16 protein-coding genes are annotated in these 19915 nt (G+C 41.6%); 11 read left to right on the top strand and 5 right to left on the bottom strand.

What is annotated here, in order from left to right; all coding sequences use genetic code 11:
• Nucleotides 1-10: 10 nt before the first annotated feature.
• From B3297_RS13495 to B3297_RS13515, 5 genes are all read right to left on the bottom strand, one after another.
• Nucleotides 11-1159: an aldose epimerase family protein gene (locus tag B3297_RS13495; protein ID WP_112374964.1), complete on the bottom strand. Its 1149-nt coding sequence runs from the start codon at nt 1157-1159 to the stop codon at nt 11-13.
• A 94-nt stretch (nt 1160-1253) separates the two neighbouring features.
• On the bottom strand, nt 1254-2954 hold the full coding sequence (locus B3297_RS13500; protein ID WP_070570138.1) for a sodium:solute symporter family transporter: 1701 nt from the start codon (nt 2952-2954) through the stop codon (nt 1254-1256).
• Between the two features lie 69 nt (nt 2955-3023).
• On the bottom strand, nt 3024-4526 hold the full coding sequence (gene araA, locus B3297_RS13505; protein ID WP_070570341.1) for an L-arabinose isomerase: 1503 nt from the start codon (nt 4524-4526) through the stop codon (nt 3024-3026).
• Nucleotides 4527-4563: 37 nt separating this feature from the next.
• Nucleotides 4564-5256 (bottom strand): L-ribulose-5-phosphate 4-epimerase, encoded by a 693-nt coding sequence (locus B3297_RS13510; RefSeq protein WP_070570140.1) that lies wholly within the window; start codon nt 5254-5256, stop codon nt 4564-4566.
• A 17-nt stretch (nt 5257-5273) separates the two neighbouring features.
• A complete protein-coding gene (locus tag B3297_RS13515; protein WP_286779033.1) occupies nt 5274-6962 on the bottom strand; it encodes a ribulokinase in 1689 nt (562 codons plus the stop codon).
• Nucleotides 6963-7293: 331 nt separating this feature from the next.
• Here B3297_RS13515 and B3297_RS13520 point away from each other — a divergent pair, with 331 nt between their 5' ends.
• From B3297_RS13520 to leuC, 11 genes are all read left to right on the top strand, one after another.
• Nucleotides 7294-7998 carry an NUDIX hydrolase gene (locus B3297_RS13520; protein WP_070570142.1) on the top strand — a complete coding sequence of 235 codons (705 nt, stop codon included), beginning with the start codon at nt 7294-7296 and terminating at the stop codon, nt 7996-7998.
• Nucleotides 7999-8143: 145 nt separating this feature from the next.
• On the top strand, nt 8144-8794 hold the full coding sequence (locus B3297_RS13525) for a hypothetical protein (RefSeq protein ID WP_070570144.1): 651 nt from the start codon (nt 8144-8146) through the stop codon (nt 8792-8794).
• A gap of 368 nt (nt 8795-9162) precedes the next feature.
• Complete coding sequence (atpD, locus tag B3297_RS13530; protein WP_286727394.1) at nt 9163-10665, top strand: F0F1 ATP synthase subunit beta; 1503 nt, start codon at nt 9163-9165, stop codon at nt 10663-10665.
• 21 nt (nt 10666-10686) lie between these two features.
• On the top strand, nt 10687-10935 hold the full coding sequence (gene atpC / locus B3297_RS13535) for an ATP synthase F1 subunit epsilon (RefSeq protein WP_145327530.1): 249 nt from the start codon (nt 10687-10689) through the stop codon (nt 10933-10935).
• A gap of 398 nt (nt 10936-11333) precedes the next feature.
• On the top strand, nt 11334-12224 hold the full coding sequence (locus B3297_RS13540) for a branched-chain amino acid transaminase (RefSeq protein WP_286779034.1): 891 nt from the start codon (nt 11334-11336) through the stop codon (nt 12222-12224).
• Nucleotides 12208-13908 carry a dihydroxy-acid dehydratase gene (gene ilvD, locus B3297_RS13545; RefSeq protein ID WP_070570151.1) on the top strand — a complete coding sequence of 567 codons (1701 nt, stop codon included), beginning with the start codon at nt 12208-12210 and terminating at the stop codon, nt 13906-13908. Before B3297_RS13540 ends, ilvD begins: the two co-directional genes overlap by 17 nt.
• Before the next feature lie 117 nt (nt 13909-14025).
• Nucleotides 14026-15768, top strand: a complete 1743-nt coding sequence (ilvB, locus tag B3297_RS13550) for a biosynthetic-type acetolactate synthase large subunit (RefSeq protein ID WP_286779035.1) — start codon at nt 14026-14028, stop codon at nt 15766-15768.
• Between the two features lie 8 nt (nt 15769-15776).
• Complete coding sequence (ilvN, locus tag B3297_RS13555; protein WP_070570155.1) at nt 15777-16367, top strand: acetolactate synthase small subunit; 591 nt, start codon at nt 15777-15779, stop codon at nt 16365-16367.
• Between the two features lie 14 nt (nt 16368-16381).
• Nucleotides 16382-16846 (top strand): DinB family protein, encoded by a 465-nt coding sequence (locus B3297_RS13560; RefSeq protein WP_236560296.1) that lies wholly within the window; start codon nt 16382-16384, stop codon nt 16844-16846.
• 45 nt (nt 16847-16891) lie between these two features.
• Nucleotides 16892-18373 (top strand): ketol-acid reductoisomerase, encoded by a 1482-nt coding sequence (ilvC, locus tag B3297_RS13565; RefSeq protein WP_075994367.1) that lies wholly within the window; start codon nt 16892-16894, stop codon nt 18371-18373.
• Between the two features lie 134 nt (nt 18374-18507).
• The gene (gene leuC, locus B3297_RS13570) at nt 18508-19905 is read left to right on the top strand and encodes a 3-isopropylmalate dehydratase large subunit (RefSeq protein ID WP_286779036.1); all 1398 of its coding nucleotides are present in this window, start codon (nt 18508-18510) and stop codon (nt 19903-19905) included.
• Nucleotides 19906-19915: the final 10 nt, after the last annotated feature.

The following is a 19915-nucleotide window of genomic DNA, read 5'->3' on the forward strand; positions in this document are numbered from 1 at the left end:
ATCGATTTTATTATTTCACACTAAATTGATAGGTTGTCTTTGAACTATATTTTTCGCCAGGTTTTAACACCGTTGACGCAAAACTGGGGTGATTTGGTGCATCTGGAAAATGTTGTGTCTCCAAGCAGAAGGCAGAACGGAATGGATACACTTTTCCCTCTTTCCCTTTAGGATCCGAATCCTTCATAAAATTACCGCTGTAAAACTGCAAGCCTGGTTCGGTTGTGTAGATGTCCATTTCAATACCTGTCTTGGTAGCATACACCTGTGCGACCTTCTGGAAACCATCCTTCTTGTTGAGTTCAAAATTATGGTCATAGCCCTTTCCAATCTTCAGTTGAGCATTTTGATCTTCAATACGAGCGCCAATGCGTGTCGGTTTGGTAAAATCGAATGCGGTGCCCGCGACAGGCAAGCTCTTTCCTGTTGGGATCAAGGTATTATCAACTTCGGTAATTGCCTTTGCATCAATCTGAAGTTCATGATCCAAAATAGAAGAATCTCCGGCTCCATTGAGGTTAAAATACGCATGGTTGGTCAGATTTAAGACCGTCTCTTTATCTGTTGTCGCCTGATAGGCTATGGCCAAAGCACCATTGTCCTCCAGGGTGTAGGTAACCTCCATCTTGACCGTTCCTGGATACCCCGCTTCTTTATCAGGTGAGGTATAGGCTAATGTGATTGATGTATTAGTGCTACTAACAACATCCCACACCTTATTGTAAACGCCATTGGTACCGCCATGAAGTGAGTTCTCGCCATCATTCTTTTCCAACGTATACACCTCACCATTCAGTTTAAATGATGCTTTCCCGATCCGGTTACCATAACGCCCTACAATGGCGCCGTAAAAATTATTATAGTTATCCTTGTATTCTTTGGCCGAATCATAGCCCAAAATCACATCAGTCGCTTTACCGTTCTTATCCGGGACTTTTAAACTCACCAGACGTGCACCATAATTTGTCAACGTAATGGCGAGTTTGTCGTTCTTGAGCTGGAACAGTTTAACTTCTTTACCATCAATCTGACTGTCGAAAGCAGGGCTGGAAGTAGAATCAGCCATCGTTGCTGCTTGCTTATTTTGAGTTGATGAAGATTGGCAGCCATAAGCCAATGAAGCACAAGTCAACAAACCAATAATAATTTTCTTATTCATCTGTAATTAAGTTTTACCCCATCGGTCTGATGGAGGCTTCCTAATTTTCATTAGGAATGGTTCATAATTTTTTAATTATTCAAATGGCAACATTCTACCAAAAACGCACGTAGATAGCGGTCACCAACAATAAAGTCACAACAATTAATGCCAATACGGATGGTTCTACTTTAAACATCGACCGATCCAATACAAAAGCTTTTGGATTAACCTTTGGTCCAAATAAGCTCACAGCAATCATAGCAATCATTGTAAATACAAATGCGAGTCCCATACATATCTGGAATGGTATTTCATAAACGCCCGCTTTGTTGAGATATGCCGTATAGATCCATGTCTCTGGTCCGAAAACCTTTGTTGCAAACTCATTGAAAAATATAGACAACGCAAATCCCGTAACAAGGCCTGTAATGGCGGCTGCACCTGTCGTCCTTTTCCAAAACATTCCTAGCAAAAACATCGCAAAAACACCTGGGCTGATGAAGCCTGTATATTTTTGGATAAAAGTAAATCCGCCGGCACCACCGATGCCCAGCGCATCATTCCAGGTAAACAAAACAGAAAGTAGAATAGAGATCACGATGGTTATCTTTCCAACCCACACCATTTTTGCTTCGCCCGCATCTTTATTGATGTATTTTTTAAAGATATCCAATGTAAAGATCGTTGCGATACTATTGGCCTTTCCGGCCAATCCGGCCACAATAGCCGCTGTAAGCGCCGCCAGCGCAAGCCCTTTCATTCCATTGGGCAGATAGCCCAATATCGCTGAATATGCATTATCGGCGTGAAACACTCCTCCAGGAGCCATTTCGTGTTGTAACGCACCATTTTTGTATAGCACATAAGCGGCTATCCCTGGAAGCATAACGATAATTGGCATAAACAATTTTAGAAATCCCGCAAAAAGAATCCCTGTGCGTGCAGTCTTTAGATCGGCTCCCAAAGCGCGTTGTGTGATGTATTGATTACAACCCCAGTAATTTAGGTTGACAATCCAGATTCCGGCAAGGTACATTCCTATTCCAGGCAGCATCAGATACTTATTGATATCTTCCTGACTAGCTCCTGGCCCTGGTTTATCGACAAATAGGTTAAAATGCTCCGGCGAATCTTCCATCAATTTATTGAATCCAGCCAAGGCGTCTTGTCCCAAACCAAAATGTTCACTGACCAAGGTCAATGCCACATAGGTGGTCGCTATACCACCAATAATTAATACAACAACCTGAATAACATCTGTAAAACCAATAACACGCATTCCCCCCAGCGTAATGATGACGGCAAATACGGCTAAAGCAACTGTAATGGTGTGGAAGCTGTCGCCACCTCCGGCCATACTCGAAATGGCAATTGCACCGAGATACAGGATAGATGTCAGATTGACAAAAACATACAAAAACAACCAGAAGATTGCCATGATGAGACTCGTCGTTTCATTGTATCGGTTGTTCAAAAACTGAGGCATCGTGAAAATCTTGTTTTTCAGATAGACCGGAATAAACCAAACCGCAACAATAATTAACGCTACCGCAGCAATGAGCTCGTAAGCAGCTACAGCAATACCAACCTCAAATCCATTGCCGCTCATGCCAATAAACTGTTCAGCAGAAATATTCGATGCGATCAATGAAGAGCCTATGGCCCACCAGGTCAGTGATCCTTCTGCCAGAAAGTAGTCCTTGCTGCTGCTTAAACTATTCGTCTTTTTACGATAAATCCAATAGCCATAGCCGGCTACAATAAAGAAGTAAATTACGAAGATGATGTAATCTACCGTTGCAAATTTTTCCATATTTCCCAAATTGGTTATTATCAATAAGCCATTTATACCGCGAAGAACAGGTATAAATGGCTTAGGTTATTATTTACCCAGTAAATAATAGAGTTCATTCCATTTCAATTGGTCTTCGAGTCTTGCTACCGTAGTGTCCTCGTCGATCAATACATATTCTAAACCCGCCATACGTGCAAAATCTTCCAGGTATTCGGGTGTTAAGCTCAAACTGTAGGCAGTATGGTGCGCACCCCCAGCCACAATCCAGGCACTGCAACCTGTTTTCATATCGGGCAGCGGTTTCCATAACACCCGTGCGACAGGAAGTTTAGGGAGTTCTTCTTCTACAGCAACACCTTGTACTTTGTTCACGATCAAACGGAAACGCGTTCCCATATCGACCAAAGAAGCATTCAATGCATCACCACTTTGGCCATTAAAAACCAAGCGAGCAGGATCTGCCTTGCCGCCAATGCCTAGTGGATGCACTTCTATTCGTGGTTTTCCAATTGCCAATGCGGGGTCCACTTCCAACATGTGTGAGCCAAGTACCATGGGATTCTGCGGATCAAAATGATAGGTGTAGTCTTCCATAAATGCCGTCGTACCCGGTAATCCTGCTCCCATTACTTTGCAAGCACGCACCAAAGCCGGCGTCTTCCAATCCCCTTCACCGGCAAAACCATACCCCTCAGCCATTAAACGCTGTACCGCCAGGCCCGGAAGTTGTACCATGCCATGCAGATCCTCAAAAGTATCCGTAAAACCTTTAAAGTCTCCTTGTTCCAAAAACTTCCGTAGGCCAATTTCTATCTTAGCAGCTTCGATGAGGTTAGCACGATATTCACCGCCAGCTTTCACATTTTCGGCTAGCTCATAAGTTGCTTCGTACTCTGCTAATAATGCCGCGATTTCCGCTTCAGTGCTCGCATTAATCACCTCCACTAGATCCCCAATGGCATAGGTGTTTACAGCGAAACCAAATTGCGACTCTGCCTCCACTTTATCGCCATCTGTAACAGCCACATAACGCATATTGTCACCGAAGCGTGCAAATTTGGCTCCTTGCCAGTCATGCCAGCCTGCGGCTGCACGCGCCCAAACATTAATCCGTTCCAATACTTCCGCATCTTGCCAATGGCCAGTGACGACTTTACGCGCTATTTTTAAGCGGCTAACGATATGTCCAAATTCACGATCCCCATGCGCACTTTGGTTAAGGTTCATAAAATCCATATCGATACTATGCCACGGGATATCCTGGTTGTACTGCGTATGCAGATGCAACAATGGCTTTTGCAACGCTTTTAATCCTCGGATCCACATCTTTGCAGGTGAAAAGGTATGCATCCAAGTAATGACCCCAATACAATTTTTTTCACTATTGGCGGCTGCCAATGTTGCATAAATCTCGTCTGTATTTTTTACGATCGGTTTATATTTTACCGCTACCGGAATCACCGCTTGGGTATCTAAATAATGGGCTATTTCTTCAGCATGTAGGGCCACTTGTCGCAAGGTCTCTTCACCATAAAGGTCTTGGCTTCCCACGACAAACCAGACTTCAAGCTCTTTTAAATTGATATTCATGTAAATTGTAGTTTTTGCTATAGATTTTTTATTAAAATTATTGACCATAATAGGCATTGGCCCCATGCTTCCGCTCGTAATGCTTTTTGACCAGCGCAGACTTTAATCGAGGTGCATTCGGGTTGATCTGTTCTGTCAACCAAGCCATTTTCGCCACCTGTTCCAACACCGCACTGTTATAGACAGACTTTATTCCGGTTTTACCCCAAGCAAACGGCGCGTGGTTGCCAACCAGAATCATTTCCACTTCTTTATAGTCCAGCTTATTTTCGACAAAGTGATTGATAATTTGAAACCCCGTTTCATGTTCGTAGTTTCCGGCGATCATCTCATCGTGCATTGGTGGGGCACAAGGAATATCGACGGTCAAATGATCGGCATGTGTCGTTCCAAAAATGGGAATATCCCGCTGTGCCTGTGCCCATGCTGTCGCATAGGTGGAGTGTGTATGTGTTATACCGCCAATCTCTTTCCACTGTTTATACAATAGGGCATGGGTTTTCGTATCTGATGATGGCCGAAGATTACCCTCAACCACATGACCATCAAAATCTACAATCACCATATGTTCCGGTGTAAGCTCCTCATAAGGGACCCCACTGGGTTTAATGGCAAAAACTTCATGGTGACGGTCAACAACACTCACATTTCCAAATGTAAAAAGCACCAATCCCAGCTGGGGCAATTGCATATTGCAATGGTAGGCTTCTTCTTTAATTGAATTATACATGATTAAAATTTGAATGGTTAAACAGTAATGGCGAGCGATTCCTTTCCTTCGACAAAAGCACCCAGCGCTTTGTAATGTTCATAACGCTCGGCATAAATGGACACCCATTTTTCCTCAGGGATATAAGTCCGTTCAAAACCTTGCCCCATTGCCTTCATGGCATCCTCGACCCGGTTATATAAACCAGCTGCTGTTGCGGCAAACATGGCTGCGCCAATGGCACAAGTCTGTTCACTTTTATGAATACGAATAGGCATATTCATCACATTGGCCATCATTTGCATAATAAAAGGTGATTTTTTTGCAACTCCGCCTAAACCGATTAAGCCTTTTACAGGAATACCCTGCTCCACGAAACGGTCAACAATAGCCTTTGCACCGAAACAGGTCGCTTCGACAATCGCTCTGAAGATCCGCGGCGCATCTGTTCCGAGGTGTAAGCCTGTGATCGCCCCTTTCAAGGATTGATCCGCATCCGGAGTTCGGCGGCCATTGAGCCAATCTAAAGCTAATTCGGATGTTTCTGTTACGGGAAGTAATGCCGCCTGCTCACTTAGACTGACCAATAGTTTCTCTTCCAACGCTGCGATCAATTGTTCGCGCGTTCGTTCATCGATCTCTTCAACATCTTGTATCAAATTTTTCGTTGGCCATAGCAACACCTGTTTCAGCCAGGCGTAAGCATCTCCAAATGCCGACTGACCAGCTTCCATACCTATCATTCCTGGTATAATGGAACCGTCTACCTGACCACAGATTCCCCTGACCAACGTATGCTGTACCTCCTCTTTTGGAGCAACTAACATATCACAGGTTGATGTCCCCATCACCTTACTCAGATAATAGGGCTCAATTTGTCCTCCAACTGCACCCATGTGGCAGTCAAATGCACCTACACCAACAACAACTGATGTTGTAAGACCTAATCGTTGCGCCCATTCTTCCGAAAGCTGACCTGCAGATTGATCAGCAGTGTAGGTTTCTGAAAACAGGCGATCAACCAAACCATCCAACAATGGGTCAAGTGTTGAAAAGAAAGAATTTGGAGGTAGGCCGTCAAATTCTTCAGCCCAAAGTGATTTATGACCCGCTGAACAAACCCCACGCTTCATAGCAGATACCTGTGTTCCTCCAGTCAATAGAAAAGGAATATAATCACAATGCTCCACCCAGCTATAGGTGGCGGCACGGACCTTTTCATCAGCCCGAAATACATGGAGTAATTTGGCCCAGAACCATTCCGAAGAGTATACACCGCCTACATACTTCAGATAATCCACCGAACTATTTTGATTGTGCAGGTTAATTTCTTTGGCCTCTCTAACGGCTGTATGATCTTTCCATAAAACAAACATGGCATTGGGGTTGTCTTTAAACTCGTCCAACAACGCCAATGGAACCCCGGCTGCGTTTACGGCAACTGGAGTGGATCCCGTCGTATCCACGGAAATTGCTTTTACAGCTGCGCCAATATTGTCGATTTCCGATTTGAGCAAACAATCTTTTATTGTTGCTTCTAAGCCTTCGATATAATCCAAGGGGTGTTGCCTAAACTGACTTAAAGCAGCATCACAATACGCCCCTCTTTTCCAACGCGGGTAGTAAAATACGGAAGAAGCTATCTCCTCGCCATTGTTAGCATCAACCAATACCGAACGGACCGAATCACTTCCATAGTCCACCCCAATGACATACGATTTATTCATTTTTGTTGAATTTGGTTTATAACTTATAATTGTCTCTAACGCCTTATTTTTCAATCTCCCCCTTTCTGAAGTTCGCCTTGAAAAAACAATTAGTGTCAAATAAACATTTATTTTTTTAAATATGAAAGAAAATTTTCATATTTAAAAAATAGAGCTAACTTCATAGCAGCAAATTATGGTTAACCCGAATTCCTGATATAGGGGTATAAATGCCTTTTAAAGGGATGTATCAGACAATTATTATACTTATTTTTAGCTATTTACTTTTTTACATAGTTTTGCTCGTGGAATAAATGGGGTGGTGTCAGATAAAAAGATAAAACGATAGACGATGGAATATTATAAAAAAGATTCAGGGATCCTTTTGGCAGTAGACTGCATCATATTTGGATTTAACGGCGAATCCCTTGAAGTACTTTTAATTAAACGTGATTTCGAACCAGAAAGAAATAAATGGAGTCTGATGGGTGGTTTCGTTCAATCCGACGAAAGTCCGGAAGAGGCCGCGAGCCGAGTACTCAAACAGCTAACAGGACTTGAAAATGTATACATGGAGCAATGTAGTGTATTCGGCGAACCTAATCGGGAACCTAGCGACCGGGTTGTCAGTATCTGTTATTTTGCATTGATTGACACACAGCAATATAAACATATCCTAAGCGACGATTACGAAGCCCAATGGTTTCCATTGCGGGAGCACCCAACACTGATCTTCGATCATGATCAAATGATCGCTTCGGCACAACACCGGCTACGCATGAAAGCGGCTTTGTATCCGATATTATTTGAACTGCTGCCCGAGAAATTCACGATTCCCCAAATTGCAGCACTTTATGAGGGTGTTTACAATATTGAGTTGGACAAGCGGAATTTCAGCCGAAAACTGCTTTCCTCAGACCTCATCATCAAACTGGAGGAAAAGGATAAGGAAAATTCAAAAAAAGGAGCCTACTATTTCAAACTAAACACGGCGATCTATAAGGAAAAGATCATGTCCTTTTTACGGTATTTGCCAAGTTGGTCGATCGAATCATAATAAAGTGACGGAAAATCAGGTATGTATTGGAATATATTTCACTTAACATTTTCGTTTTTTCAATAATTCCTTATATTTATCACAGGTATATCCTGGTTTTGCAATTTGGATAGGCTGGATTAACGCATTTTATAAAATAAACAACATGAGCAAATTGAGATTAGCATTTATATTCTTTACAATTTTATTTATTTCATCACATACATTACTGGAGGCACAAACTCCTACTGCGGCTCCCGCCACTACAGCAGCACAACAGGATAATGCTTTCAAGTACAGTCCGGATGGATTAAAAAAAGGAAGTTTGGCAAATCAATTTGACCACCTGAATTATATTTCGAAAAACAACTATGATTTCAAGATGGTGCGAAAAACCAATCTGGATATTGTGAAACGAAATGTCATAGATACCGTAGCAAAACTCCACAAGGAAATCAGCTCTTTAAAATCATCTTCAAGCAACTATACATCCAATACCAAAACTTTGCAAGATTCTATTCAGGTTTTAAAAGATCAGCTGGCGCAGGAGAAGGAAAAAACAGAAAGTTTTTCTTTCTTGGGCATCAATACCTCTAAAACTTTTTACAATACAGTTGTTTGGACGATCATTGCGGTATTGGCCGTAGCAGCATTTATCTTTTTATTTTCTTATCGGAAAGCGAAAGTGGACACGGTGGAATTCCAAAAGACAGCGGAGCAATCGCAAGAAGAATTCGCTACGTTCCGTAAAAAATCCATGGAAAAGGAACAGCTGCTCAAGCGCCAGTTGCAGGACGAACTAAATAAAAAAATATAGTCCTGCTTCTCATAAAATAGCATATTTATTTTGATCGACCTGTAACGACTCCTTGAGGTACTCCGTTACAGGTCGATTTTATTTCATCAGGTACCATTCCTCAAAACAAACAAAAGATTCAACGAAGTAATGCAGTAAACTTCAAAAATACCTAGCCGAATAAAAGAGAAAAACTATATTTGCAGGTATAGAAATCGAAACATACAGAATTACAATAGATAACATTTTGACCTACATTAATAAAATTGTAATTTAATTGCAAATTCTATTTGTTTTTAAAAACGAATAACCTTATTTTTGCTGACCAAAAAAGAGGCCTTTTATGTCTCTTATATAAAATTGATTAATAAATATTTAGTCCCTATAATATGCCCAAGATTGGTAAAATAGCGCAGATTATCGGCCCAGTTGTTGACGTCAACTTCGCCGACAGTGAAAATCTACCTAAAATTTACGATGCATTGTACATTCAAAAAGAAAATGGACAACGTGTTGTATTAGAAGTTCAACAACACTTAGGTCAGGATCGTGTACGTACAATTGCCATGGACGCAACTGAAGGTTTAGTTCGCGGAATGGAAGTTGTCGATACTGGTGCTCCTATCAAAATGCCTGTTGGTGAAGAAATCAAAGGTCGTGTATTCAATGTAGTTGGTGATGCCATAGACGGGATCCAAAATTTGAATAAAGAGAATGGTCGTCCTATCCACAACGTACCTCCTAAATTCGAAGATTTGTCAACTGAATCCGAAGTACTTTTTACTGGTATCAAAGTTATTGACCTTTTAGAGCCATATGCTAAAGGTGGTAAAATTGGTTTATTCGGTGGTGCCGGTGTAGGTAAAACTGTATTAATCCAAGAATTAATCAACAATATCGCAAAAGGTCACGGTGGTCTTTCTGTATTCGCCGGTGTAGGTGAACGTACACGTGAGGGTAATGACTTATTGCGCGAGATGTTGGAGTCTGGTATCATCAAATATGGTGAGCACTTTATGGAAGGCATGGAAAAAGGCGAATGGCCTTTGGAAACTGTTGACCACGAACTGATGAAAGATTCAAAATGTACTTTCGTATTCGGTCAAATGAACGAGCCTCCTGGGGCACGTGCACGTGTTGCTTTATCAGGTTTGACAGTAGCGGAATACTTCCGTGACGGTGATGGCCAAGGTCAAGGCCGTGACGTATTATTCTTCATTGATAACATCTTCCGTTTTACACAAGCAGGTTCTGAAGTATCTGCCCTATTGGGTCGTATGCCTTCAGCCGTAGGTTACCAACCAACATTGGCAACTGAGATGGGTTTAATGCAAGAGCGCATCACTTCAACTAAAAACGGTTCAATCACTTCGGTTCAAGCCGTATACGTACCTGCCGATGACTTAACTGACCCTGCTCCAGCGACAACTTTCGCTCACTTGGATGCAACGACAGTATTGTCTCGTAAAATTGCTGAGTTAGGTATCTACCCTGCTGTGGATCCTTTGGATTCTACATCACGTATCCTTTCTCCTGCCGTTTTAGGTAACGAACACTATAATACTGCACAACGTGTAAAAGAAATTCTTCAACGTTATAAAGAATTACAAGATATCATCGCCATTTTAGGTATGGACGAATTATCGGAAGAAGATAAATTAACAGTACACCGCGCACGTCGTGTACAACGTTTCTTATCTCAACCTTTCCACGTTGCAGAACAATTTACAGGTTTAAAAGGTGTATTGGTAGACATCAAAGATACCATCAAAGGTTTCAATATGATCATTGACGGTGAAGTAGATGAGTACCCTGAAGCTGCCTTCAACTTAGTCGGTAACATTGATGATGCTATCGAAAAAGGTAAAAAATTATTAGCAGAAGCAGTTTAATCTAGATTATATCTAAGAATAATGAAGTTAACAATTATCACTCCAGACAAATTAGCATTCGAAGGCGAAGTAACTTCAGTTACTGTACCGGGCTCTGCGGGTTCTTTTCAAATTTTAAAAGATCACGCTGCCATTGTTTCTACTTTGGAAGATGGAAAAGTAATTATTCAACAAGGTAAAGGTGAACAGGAAGTGTTCATTAAAGGTGGTGTTGTGGAAGCAAAAAACAATGTCATTACCGTTCTTGCTGAAGGAATTATCGGAGATTAAATCAAATCGATTTTATAAAATCTAAAAAGCTTCCGATAGAAATATCGGAAGCTTTTTTTTTAAAGTTTTTTTGACATTTTCTTCATTTTAGGAAGAAAATCAACCATTGTAACAAAAAATAATTTTTCAACCGTGTAGACCAATTTTAAATATGGTATGCGACTAACAAAATATAAAACCGAATAAAAGGCATTATTAAAAAATAAAATTTCATAAAAACACACTTAATGAAATTTTATTCTAAATACAAAATTAGCACTTTACCTATTGCCAATTATTGTAATTCCTGCTACCTTGAGGAAATGAAAATCGAAAGTTTTTATAGAAGCTCGAGATAGCATGATTTACCACCAATATTACAACAAAGGGAACTACTATCATCAGGTAAATTTTGGGTTATGAAATATTACGATAAAAACACATTGATCTATTTAGATGGAGCTTTTGTAAAAGCTTCCGAGGCTGCATTGGATCCCTTTGCACAGTCATTGCATTATGGGTATGCGGTGTTCGATGGTTTACGTGCGTATAACACCCACAATGGACCACGTATCTTTAAAGCTGACAAGCATTTCGATCGCTTAAAGAGATCATGTGAAGCCGTTAATATCCCCTATCGCTGGAGCAACCGAGAGCTGATCGACATCTGTTATGAGCTCTTGGCCAACAACAACCTAAGAGAAGCTTATATACGTCCTTTGGTATTGACTGGTTCAAATATGCATCTCACCTCATCAACCGAAGCAACCATCATGATGGCAGCATGGGAATGGGGTCCATATCTTGGTCAAAACCTATTAAAGGTATGTATCTCTGATATCAAAAGACCCAATCCAAAATCCTTTAAAATTGACTCGAAGATCTCTGGGCAGTATGTTAACTCCATTCTTGCGACAACAGAAGCCATCAGGAAAGGCTACGACGAAGCTTTAATGCTCGACCACGAAGGCTACGTTGCCCAAGCATCCAGTGAAAATATTTTCATCGAAAAGGATTTCAAAATCTATACGCCGCCAGCGAAGAATATCTTTCCGGGCATTACACGCCAGACGGTAAAAAACATTTGTAAAAAATTAAACTTCGAAGTCATTGAAAAGCAATTGACGGTAGAGGATATTTACACTGCTGACAGCGCTTTCTTATGTGGAACTGCGGCAGAAATTATCGGAATCAAACAAGTCGATGATGTCATCTACAAAGAAGCCTGGGAACACAGCATAGGTGCATCAATCCAAAGAAGATATAAAAATTTAGTATTAGAGAACGAAAATTATGAAGTCATCATCTAACGGCGAAAACACAATGAACAAATACAGCCGTACATTTACACAAGACGAAACGCAACCTGCTGCAAAAGCAATGCTTTATGGTATCGGTCTTACAGATGCCGACATGGACAAAGCACAGGTCGGTATTGCCAGCATGGGATATGATGGTAATACGTGTAATATGCACTTAAATGATTTGGCACAAATCGTCAAGAAGGGCGTTTGGAACAATGAGTTAGTGGGTTTGACCTTTGGAACTATTGGCGTCAGTGACGGTATGAGCAATGGTACCGATGGAATGCGTTATTCGTTGGTAAGCCGTGATGTGATCGCTGATAGTATCGAAACGATCTGTGGCGGACAATATTATGATGGCTTGATCTCTATTCCTGGCTGTGACAAAAACATGCCTGGTGCTATTATGGCCATGGCCCGTTTGGACCGTCCTTCTCTAATGGTATATGGCGGTACCATCGCTCCAGGACACTATAAAGGTGAAGAATTAAACATTGTGTCTGCATTTGAAGCATTGGGACAACGCATCTGCGGAAATCTTTCCGATGAAGACTATGAAGGCATTATCAAACATACCTGCCCTGGTGCTGGTGCTTGTGGCGGAATGTATACCGCAAATACCATGGCTTCGGCAATTGAAGCCTTGGGAATGAGTTTACCCTACTCATCTTCCAATCCGGCGATCTCGGAAGAAAAGAAAAATGAATGTTTAGAAGCAGGTCGACATATCCGCACGCTGCTTGAGAAAGATATTAAACCCTCTGATATCATGACACGTAAAGCATTTGAGAACGCGCTACGTACCATTGTTATCTTGGGTGGGAGTACCAATGCTGTACTTCACTTTATTGCAATAGGCAAAGCCGTAGGCGTAGACATCACGCAAGACGACTTCCAACGCATGAGTGATGAAACCCCTGTATTAGCTGACTTTAAACCGTCGGGTAAATACTTGATGCAAGATCTTCAGCAATTTGGCGGAACACCTGCTGTCATGAAATATCTTTTAAATGAAGGTTTATTGCATGGTGACTGTATCACGGTAACAGGAAAAACGGTCGCTGAGAACTTGGCGGATGTTAAATCAATCATGGAATATGATCAACCGATTATCAAACCCTTGAGCGATCCAATCAAAGCTACAGGACACTTACAAATTCTTTACGGGAACTTAGCAGAGAAAGGTTCTGTTGCTAAGATCTCCGGCAAAGAAGGTGAAAAATTCACTGGTCCTGCACGCGTATTCGATGGAGAGCATGATTTAGTAGCGGGCATCGCATCTGGTAGAATCAAACCAGGAGATGTAGTGGTGATCAAAAATGAAGGTCCTGTTGGAGCGCCAGGCATGCCTGAAATGCTTAAACCAACCTCCTTGATTATTGGTGCTGGCCTTGGTAAATCTGTTGCTTTAATCACCGATGGCCGTTTCTCGGGTGGTACACATGGTTTTGTCGTCGGACATATCACACCAGAATCTTACAAAGGCGGATTGATCGGTCTTGTAAATGATGATGACATTATCGAGATCGATGCGGTAAATAACAGCATCAATGTGCTGCTTTCCGATGAAGAGATTGCGCAACGCCGTGCCGCTTGGGTACAACCAGCGTTAAAAGTTAGCAAAGGAGTTTTATACAAATACGCTAAAACTGTTGCCGATGCATCAGAAGGCTGTGTAACGGATCAGTAGAAAATAAAAAACAGAGACATTAAGCAAATACAGACCTAAACAATCGACGCTTAATGTCTCAGATCTAATATCTAAATACTAAAAGACTGAATAATCAACAATAAAAAAATCAACGTAATGAGTACACTGGAAATAACAGAAAATAAGGCCGCTACAGCGCAGCAAACTCCGACACAAATTTCGGGATCGAAAGCTGTATTGGAGGCCTTATTGAGCGAAGGAGTTGATACCGTATTTGGTTATCCTGGAGGCGCAATTATGCCGATCTATGATGCCCTTTATGATTATACGGATCGTCTGAAGCATATTTTAGTGCGCCATGAACAAGGTGGAATCCACGCGGCGCAAGGTTATGCAAGAACTTCAGGTCGTACAGGCGTCGTCTTTGCGACAAGTGGCCCTGGAGCAACAAACCTAGTTACTGGACTGGCTGATGCCATGATCGATAGTAACCCTATCGTCTGTGTCACAGGCCAGGTCTTTGCTTCACTTTTGGGAACGGATGCTTTTCAGGAAACAGATGTCATCAATATCACGGCACCTGTCACCAAATGGAACTACCAAGTCACCGACGCAACTGAAATTCCAGCCGCACTCGCAAAAGCATTTTATATTGCCAGCACAGGTCGTCCAGGACCGGTATTGATCGATATTACCAAAAATGCACAGCTACAATTGTTCGATTACTTCGGTTACGAAAAATGCAGCCATGTACGCAGTTACAGACCTGCACCACAAGTTCGTAAAGAATATGTTGAGCAAGCTGCAGCGTTAATCAACGATGCAAAAAAACCATTTGTTCTTTTTGGACAAGGCATCATTCTTGGAAAAGCAGAGGAAGAATTCAAAGCTTTTATCGAGAAAACTGGCATTCCTTCGGCATCGACTGTCATGGGGTTAAGTGCACTTCCAACGGATCATAAACTTCACGTCGGGATGCTAGGTATGCATGGCAACTATGCGCCAAATGTCATGACCAATGAATGTGATGTTTTAATAGCCATCGGCATGCGTTTCGATGACCGTGTGACAGGTCGTTTGGACAAATATGCCAAACAGGCAAAAGTAATCCATTTGGATATAGATCCCGCAGAGATTGACAAAAACGTACAAACAACCGTACCTGTATGGGGCGATTGTAAGGAATCACTTCCCATGCTGACGAAATTGGTAAATGCCGCAGATCACTCCGCTTGGTTGGAACAATTCCGTGAACTTGAAAAAGAAGAAATCAAGGAAGTCATCCAAAACGAACTTCACCCACAAACCGATATTATGACCATGGGTGAGGTCATCCATGTGTTGAATGAATTGACAGGCGGTGATGCGATCATTACAACGGACGTCGGTCAACATCAAATGGTCACTTGTCGCTATGCTAAGTTCAACAACAGCAAATCGAATGTAACCTCCGGGGGTTTAGGAACGATGGGCTTTGGTCTTCCGGCAGCAATCGGTGCCTGGTATGGCGCGCCAGAGAAAACTGTCGTAGCAATCATCGGTGATGGTGGTATACAAATGACGATCCAGGAGCTGGGAACAATTATGCAATTTGGTGCAAAAGTCAAAATCATGATCCTCAACAATGAGTTCTTGGGCATGGTACGCCAGTGGCAGCAATTGTTTCATGACAAACGTTATTCGTTCGTGAATATCACGAGTCCTGACTTTGTTGCTGTTGCGAAAGGCTATTACATCGACGGTCAGAAGATTTCGGAACGTAAAGACTTACGTAATGCACTGAAAACCATGATTGATCACGACGGAGCATATCTATTGGAAGTGATGGTAGGTAAGGAAAACAATGTATTTCCAATGGTTGCACAAGGAACATCGGTATCTGAGATACGTTTAAAGTAGAATTTGACATGGAAAAACAAGAATATACCATCACCCTATATACAGAGAATTCAATCGGTCTTATCGGTCGAATCTCAACCATTTTTTCAAGAAGAAAAATCAATATTGAAAGCTTGAATACTTCCCCTTCTGAAGTAGAAGGGATACATCGTTTTACCATCGTCATCACGGAGGCTGAAGATGTTCTGCGTAAGCTTTGTCGTCAACTGGAAAAACAGATTGATATCCTCAAGGCCTATTACAATACCAATGATGAAGTGATCTGGCAAGAACAGGCGCTCTATAAAGTGCCTGCGGATGTTGTGAATGAAAAGGTATACGTAGAACGTTTATTGCGTCAATATGGTGCCAATGTTGTTGTGATCCGCAACGACTATATCGTCTTTGAAACTGCAGGTCACCGTGAGGAGATCGATAAGTTGACAGAAGAATTGACCAAATATGGTTTGATCGAATTTGTCCGTGGCGCACGTATCGCCATCATTAAAGATAGCGCAGGTTTCCACTCCAAATTGGTTCAGTTTGAAGCCAAGGAACCATCGATAGAAATTGTAGAGAACGAGTATCTCGACAAAAGAGATGATGTATTTACAATGTAAGCTTTAAAAGTATTATGCAAGAGACATTTAAATTTATCTTAAAGTCACGTCAAAAATTCATTGAATTACTTGACGGTCTTTCCATTGAACAGCTTAACAAAATTCCCACGGGATTTAACAACAATATCATCTGGAATTTTGCCCACATTGTCGTCAGTACACAGACCTTAGTCTATGTCCGTACAGGTATTAAAGCCGACACGACCTGGGTAAAATATAATGAAGACTATAAAAAAGACACCAAGCCAACCCGCTTTGTTGAACAAGCAGAGGTTGATGAATTGAAAGAAATTGCAATCCGCAGTATTGAGCAAATTGCTGCTGACTATGAACACGGTGTTTTCGGAGAAATCACCTCCTTCTCAACAGCAACCTATGGCTATCCAATGGATACCATCGAAGAAGTTATTGCCCTGACATCAGGTCACGATAACGTTCATTTCGGTTACGCCATGGCGCAACGCAGATTAGTACAATAATTAAAATAAATAATCAACAACCCATAACAGAAAGAAAGTAAAACAATGGCAAATTATTTCAACACCTTACCGCTTAGAGAGCAGTTAGAACAATTAAGTCACGCTGAATTCATGGACAACACTGAATTCACAGATGGTGTAAATGCTTTAAAAGGTAAAAAAATCGTAATCGTAGGATGTGGTGCGCAAGGCTTGAACCAAGGTTTAAACCTAAGAGATAGCGGACTGGACGTTTCTTATGCTTTGCGTAAAGAAGCTATTGAACAAAAAAGAGATTCTTGGAAAAACGCTACGGACAACAACTTTAACGTAGGCACTTACGAGGAATTGATCCCATCTGCGGATTTAGTTATCAACTTGACTCCAGATAAACAACATACGTCAGTAATCAACGCTGTCATGCCGTTGATGAAAGAAGGCGCTACATTATCGTATTCACACGGTTTCAACATCGTTGAAGAAGGTATGCAAATCCGTAAAGATATTACTGTCATCATGGTTGCTCCAAAATGTCCAGGTTCTGAGGTTCGTGCAGAGTACCTTCGTGGTTTTGGTGTTCCTACCTTAATCGCTGTTCACCCAGAGAATGATCCGCAAGGAAAAGGCTGGGCTGAAGCAAAAGCATACTGCGTAGGAACAGGTGGACATAAAGCCGGTGTATTGAAATCTTCATTCGTAGCCGAGGTAAAATCAGATTTAATGGGTGAGCAAACGATTCTTTGTGGATTGTTGCAAACAGGTTCGATCTTATCTTTCGACAAAATGATCGAGAAAGGTATCGAAGCTGGTTACGCATCAAAATTGGTACAGTACGGTGTAGAAGTAATCACGGAAGCCTTGAAACATGGTGGTGTGAGCGGAATGATGGACCGTTTGAGCAATCCAGCAAAAGTAAAAGCCTTTGAGATCTCTGAAGAATTGAAGGATATTATGCGTCCTTTATTCCAAAAACACCAAGATGATATCATGTCAGGTCACTTTAGCAAGACCATGATGGAAGACTGGGCAAATGGTGATGCGAATTTATTGAAATGGAGAGCTGAAACAGGTGAAACTGCGTTCGAAAAAACACCTGCTGGTGATGTTAAAATCAACGAACAAGAATACTTCGACAACTATACACTGATGGTTGCTTTCATCCGTGCAGGTGTTGAATTGGCATTTGAAACAATGGTTGAAGCAGGTATCAAACCAGAATCAGCATATTATGAATCATTGCACGAAACACCATTGATCGCTAACACAATCGCTCGCAAGAAATTGTTCGAAATGAACCGTGTTATCTCTGATACAGCAGAATACGGTTGTTACCTATTCGACCAAGCTTGTAAACCTTTGTTGGCCGACTTCATGAAAACTGTTGATACTGATCTCGTAGGTAAAAACTTCAATGAAGGTAGAGATGCTGCAGTTGATAACGCACAATTAGTTGTCATCAATGAAATTCTACGCGATCACCCTGTAGAAATCGTCGGTCGCAAATTGCGCAAAGCGATGACTGCAATGAAAGCAATCAAAACTGTTTAAAAGTCCATACGAAATTATACATGCTCCAAAAATCATGAATATTTCGTAATTTAGTATATCGAAATCAAGGTGATATTGAGACATTTGCAATATCACCTTGGTTCATATAAAAATAACATAAGAGAGATTAAAAAATGTCAAAAACATTAGTAGAAAAGATTTGGGATGCGCACGTCGTCAAGCGTGAAGAAGGGTTTCCGGATATTATATATATCGACACCCACTTGATTCATGAAGTTACTTCACCTCAAGCTTTCGATGGCTTGCGTAAAAGAGGAATCCCAGTTTTTCGTCCAAAGCAAACGGTAGCTACTGCCGACCACAACGTACCGACACTCAATCAACATTTACCGATCAAAGAAGAGCTATCCCGTTATCAAGTTGATATGCTCACCAAAAATTGTGCTGAATTTGGTATTGAATTATATGGTTTAGGTCATCCATACCAAGGGATTGTACACGTTATTGGTCCGGAGCTGGGTATCACCCTACCAGGTAAAACGATGGTCTGTGGCGATAGTCATACCTCAACACATGGTGCTTTTGGAGCTATTGCTTTTGGTATTGGAACCTCTCAGGTTGAACAGGTCTTCGCAACACAATGTTTGTTGCAGTCGAAGCCAAAAACAATGAAAATTGAAGTCAACGGTACCCTTCAAAAAGGTGTTGGAGCAAAAGATATCATCCTATATATCATCTCTAAAATCTCTGCTGCGGGCGGTACAGGTTACTTTATTGAATATGCTGGTTCAGCAATCCGTTCTTTAAGCATGGAAGCACGTATGACCATTTGTAATATGAGTATAGAAATGGGTGCACGTGGAGGCTTAATTGCTCCAGATCAGATCACTTTCGACTACGTAGAAGGCCGTGAATTCGCACCGAAAGGTGAGGAATGGGATCAAGCCCTAGCATACTGGAAAACATTATATTCTGACGAAGATTCCATCTTTGATAAAGTGTTGACTTTTGATGCTGCAGATATTGCACCAATGATTACTTATGGCACCAACCCAGGCATGGGTATGGGTATCGCGGAACATATTCCAGCAACTAACGCACAACTAGAATCAGAACGGCCATCGTACCAAAAAGCATTGGATTACATGGGTTTTAAAGATGATTCAACAGTCTTAGGCAACCGTGTTGATTATGTGTTTATCGGAAGTTGTACCAATTCCCGTATTGAAGATTTACGTGAAGTAGCTTCATTCGTTAAAGGCAAGCAAAAAGCACAAGACGTTGAAGTATGGATTGTACCGGGCTCAAAACAAGTAGAAAAACAAGCGAAAGAAGAAGGCTTGGATAAAATATTTGAAGCGGCAGGATTCCAGCTACGTGAACCAGGATGTTCGGCATGTTTAGGGATGAACGAAGATAAAATCCCTGCTGGTAAATATTGTGTTTCGACTTCAAATAGAAATTTCGAAGGCCGTCAGGGACCGAATGCCCGCACCATGCTGGTATCTCCTTTGACAGCAGCAGCTGCGGCAGTAACAGGTAAAGTAACAGATGTAAGAGAGTTGATCTAAGCAGAAAAAA

Origin of the sequence: Sphingobacterium sp. UBA3519 (assembly GCF_002377215.1) — a bacterium.
Classification (GTDB): domain Bacteria; phylum Bacteroidota; class Bacteroidia; order Sphingobacteriales; family Sphingobacteriaceae; genus Sphingobacterium; species Sphingobacterium multivorum.

Bases quoted from the DNA above. Each gene is read 5' to 3' on its own strand.
- B3297_RS13525 (WP_070570144.1), top strand. From the start codon at position 8,144: ATGAGCAAATTGAGATTAGCATTTATATTCTTTACAATTTTATTTATT.
- ilvN (WP_070570155.1), top strand. From the start codon at position 15,777: ATGGAAAAACAAGAATATACCATCACCCTATATACAGAGAATTCAATC.
- B3297_RS13540 (WP_286779034.1), top strand. From the start codon at position 11,334: ATGAAATATTACGATAAAAACACATTGATCTATTTAGATGGAGCTTTT.
- atpD (WP_286727394.1), top strand. From the start codon at position 9,163: ATGCCCAAGATTGGTAAAATAGCGCAGATTATCGGCCCAGTTGTTGAC.
- araA (WP_070570341.1), bottom strand. From the start codon at position 4,526: ATGAATATCAATTTAAAAGAGCTTGAAGTCTGGTTTGTCGTGGGAAGC.
- B3297_RS13500 (WP_070570138.1), bottom strand. From the start codon at position 2,954: ATGGAAAAATTTGCAACGGTAGATTACATCATCTTCGTAATTTACTTC.
- B3297_RS13560 (WP_236560296.1), top strand. From the start codon at position 16,382: ATGCAAGAGACATTTAAATTTATCTTAAAGTCACGTCAAAAATTCATT.
- B3297_RS13495 (WP_112374964.1), bottom strand. From the start codon at position 1,159: ATGAATAAGAAAATTATTATTGGTTTGTTGACTTGTGCTTCATTGGCT.
- B3297_RS13515 (WP_286779033.1), bottom strand. From the start codon at position 6,962: ATGAATAAATCGTATGTCATTGGGGTGGACTATGGAAGTGATTCGGTC.
- B3297_RS13510 (WP_070570140.1), bottom strand. From the start codon at position 5,256: ATGTATAATTCAATTAAAGAAGAAGCCTACCATTGCAATATGCAATTG.
- ilvC (WP_075994367.1), top strand. From the start codon at position 16,892: ATGGCAAATTATTTCAACACCTTACCGCTTAGAGAGCAGTTAGAACAA.
- ilvD (WP_070570151.1), top strand. From the start codon at position 12,208: ATGAAGTCATCATCTAACGGCGAAAACACAATGAACAAATACAGCCGT.
- B3297_RS13520 (WP_070570142.1), top strand. From the start codon at position 7,294: ATGGAATATTATAAAAAAGATTCAGGGATCCTTTTGGCAGTAGACTGC.
- leuC (WP_286779036.1), top strand. From the start codon at position 18,508: ATGTCAAAAACATTAGTAGAAAAGATTTGGGATGCGCACGTCGTCAAG.
- atpC (WP_145327530.1), top strand. From the start codon at position 10,687: ATGAAGTTAACAATTATCACTCCAGACAAATTAGCATTCGAAGGCGAA.
- ilvB (WP_286779035.1), top strand. From the start codon at position 14,026: ATGAGTACACTGGAAATAACAGAAAATAAGGCCGCTACAGCGCAGCAA.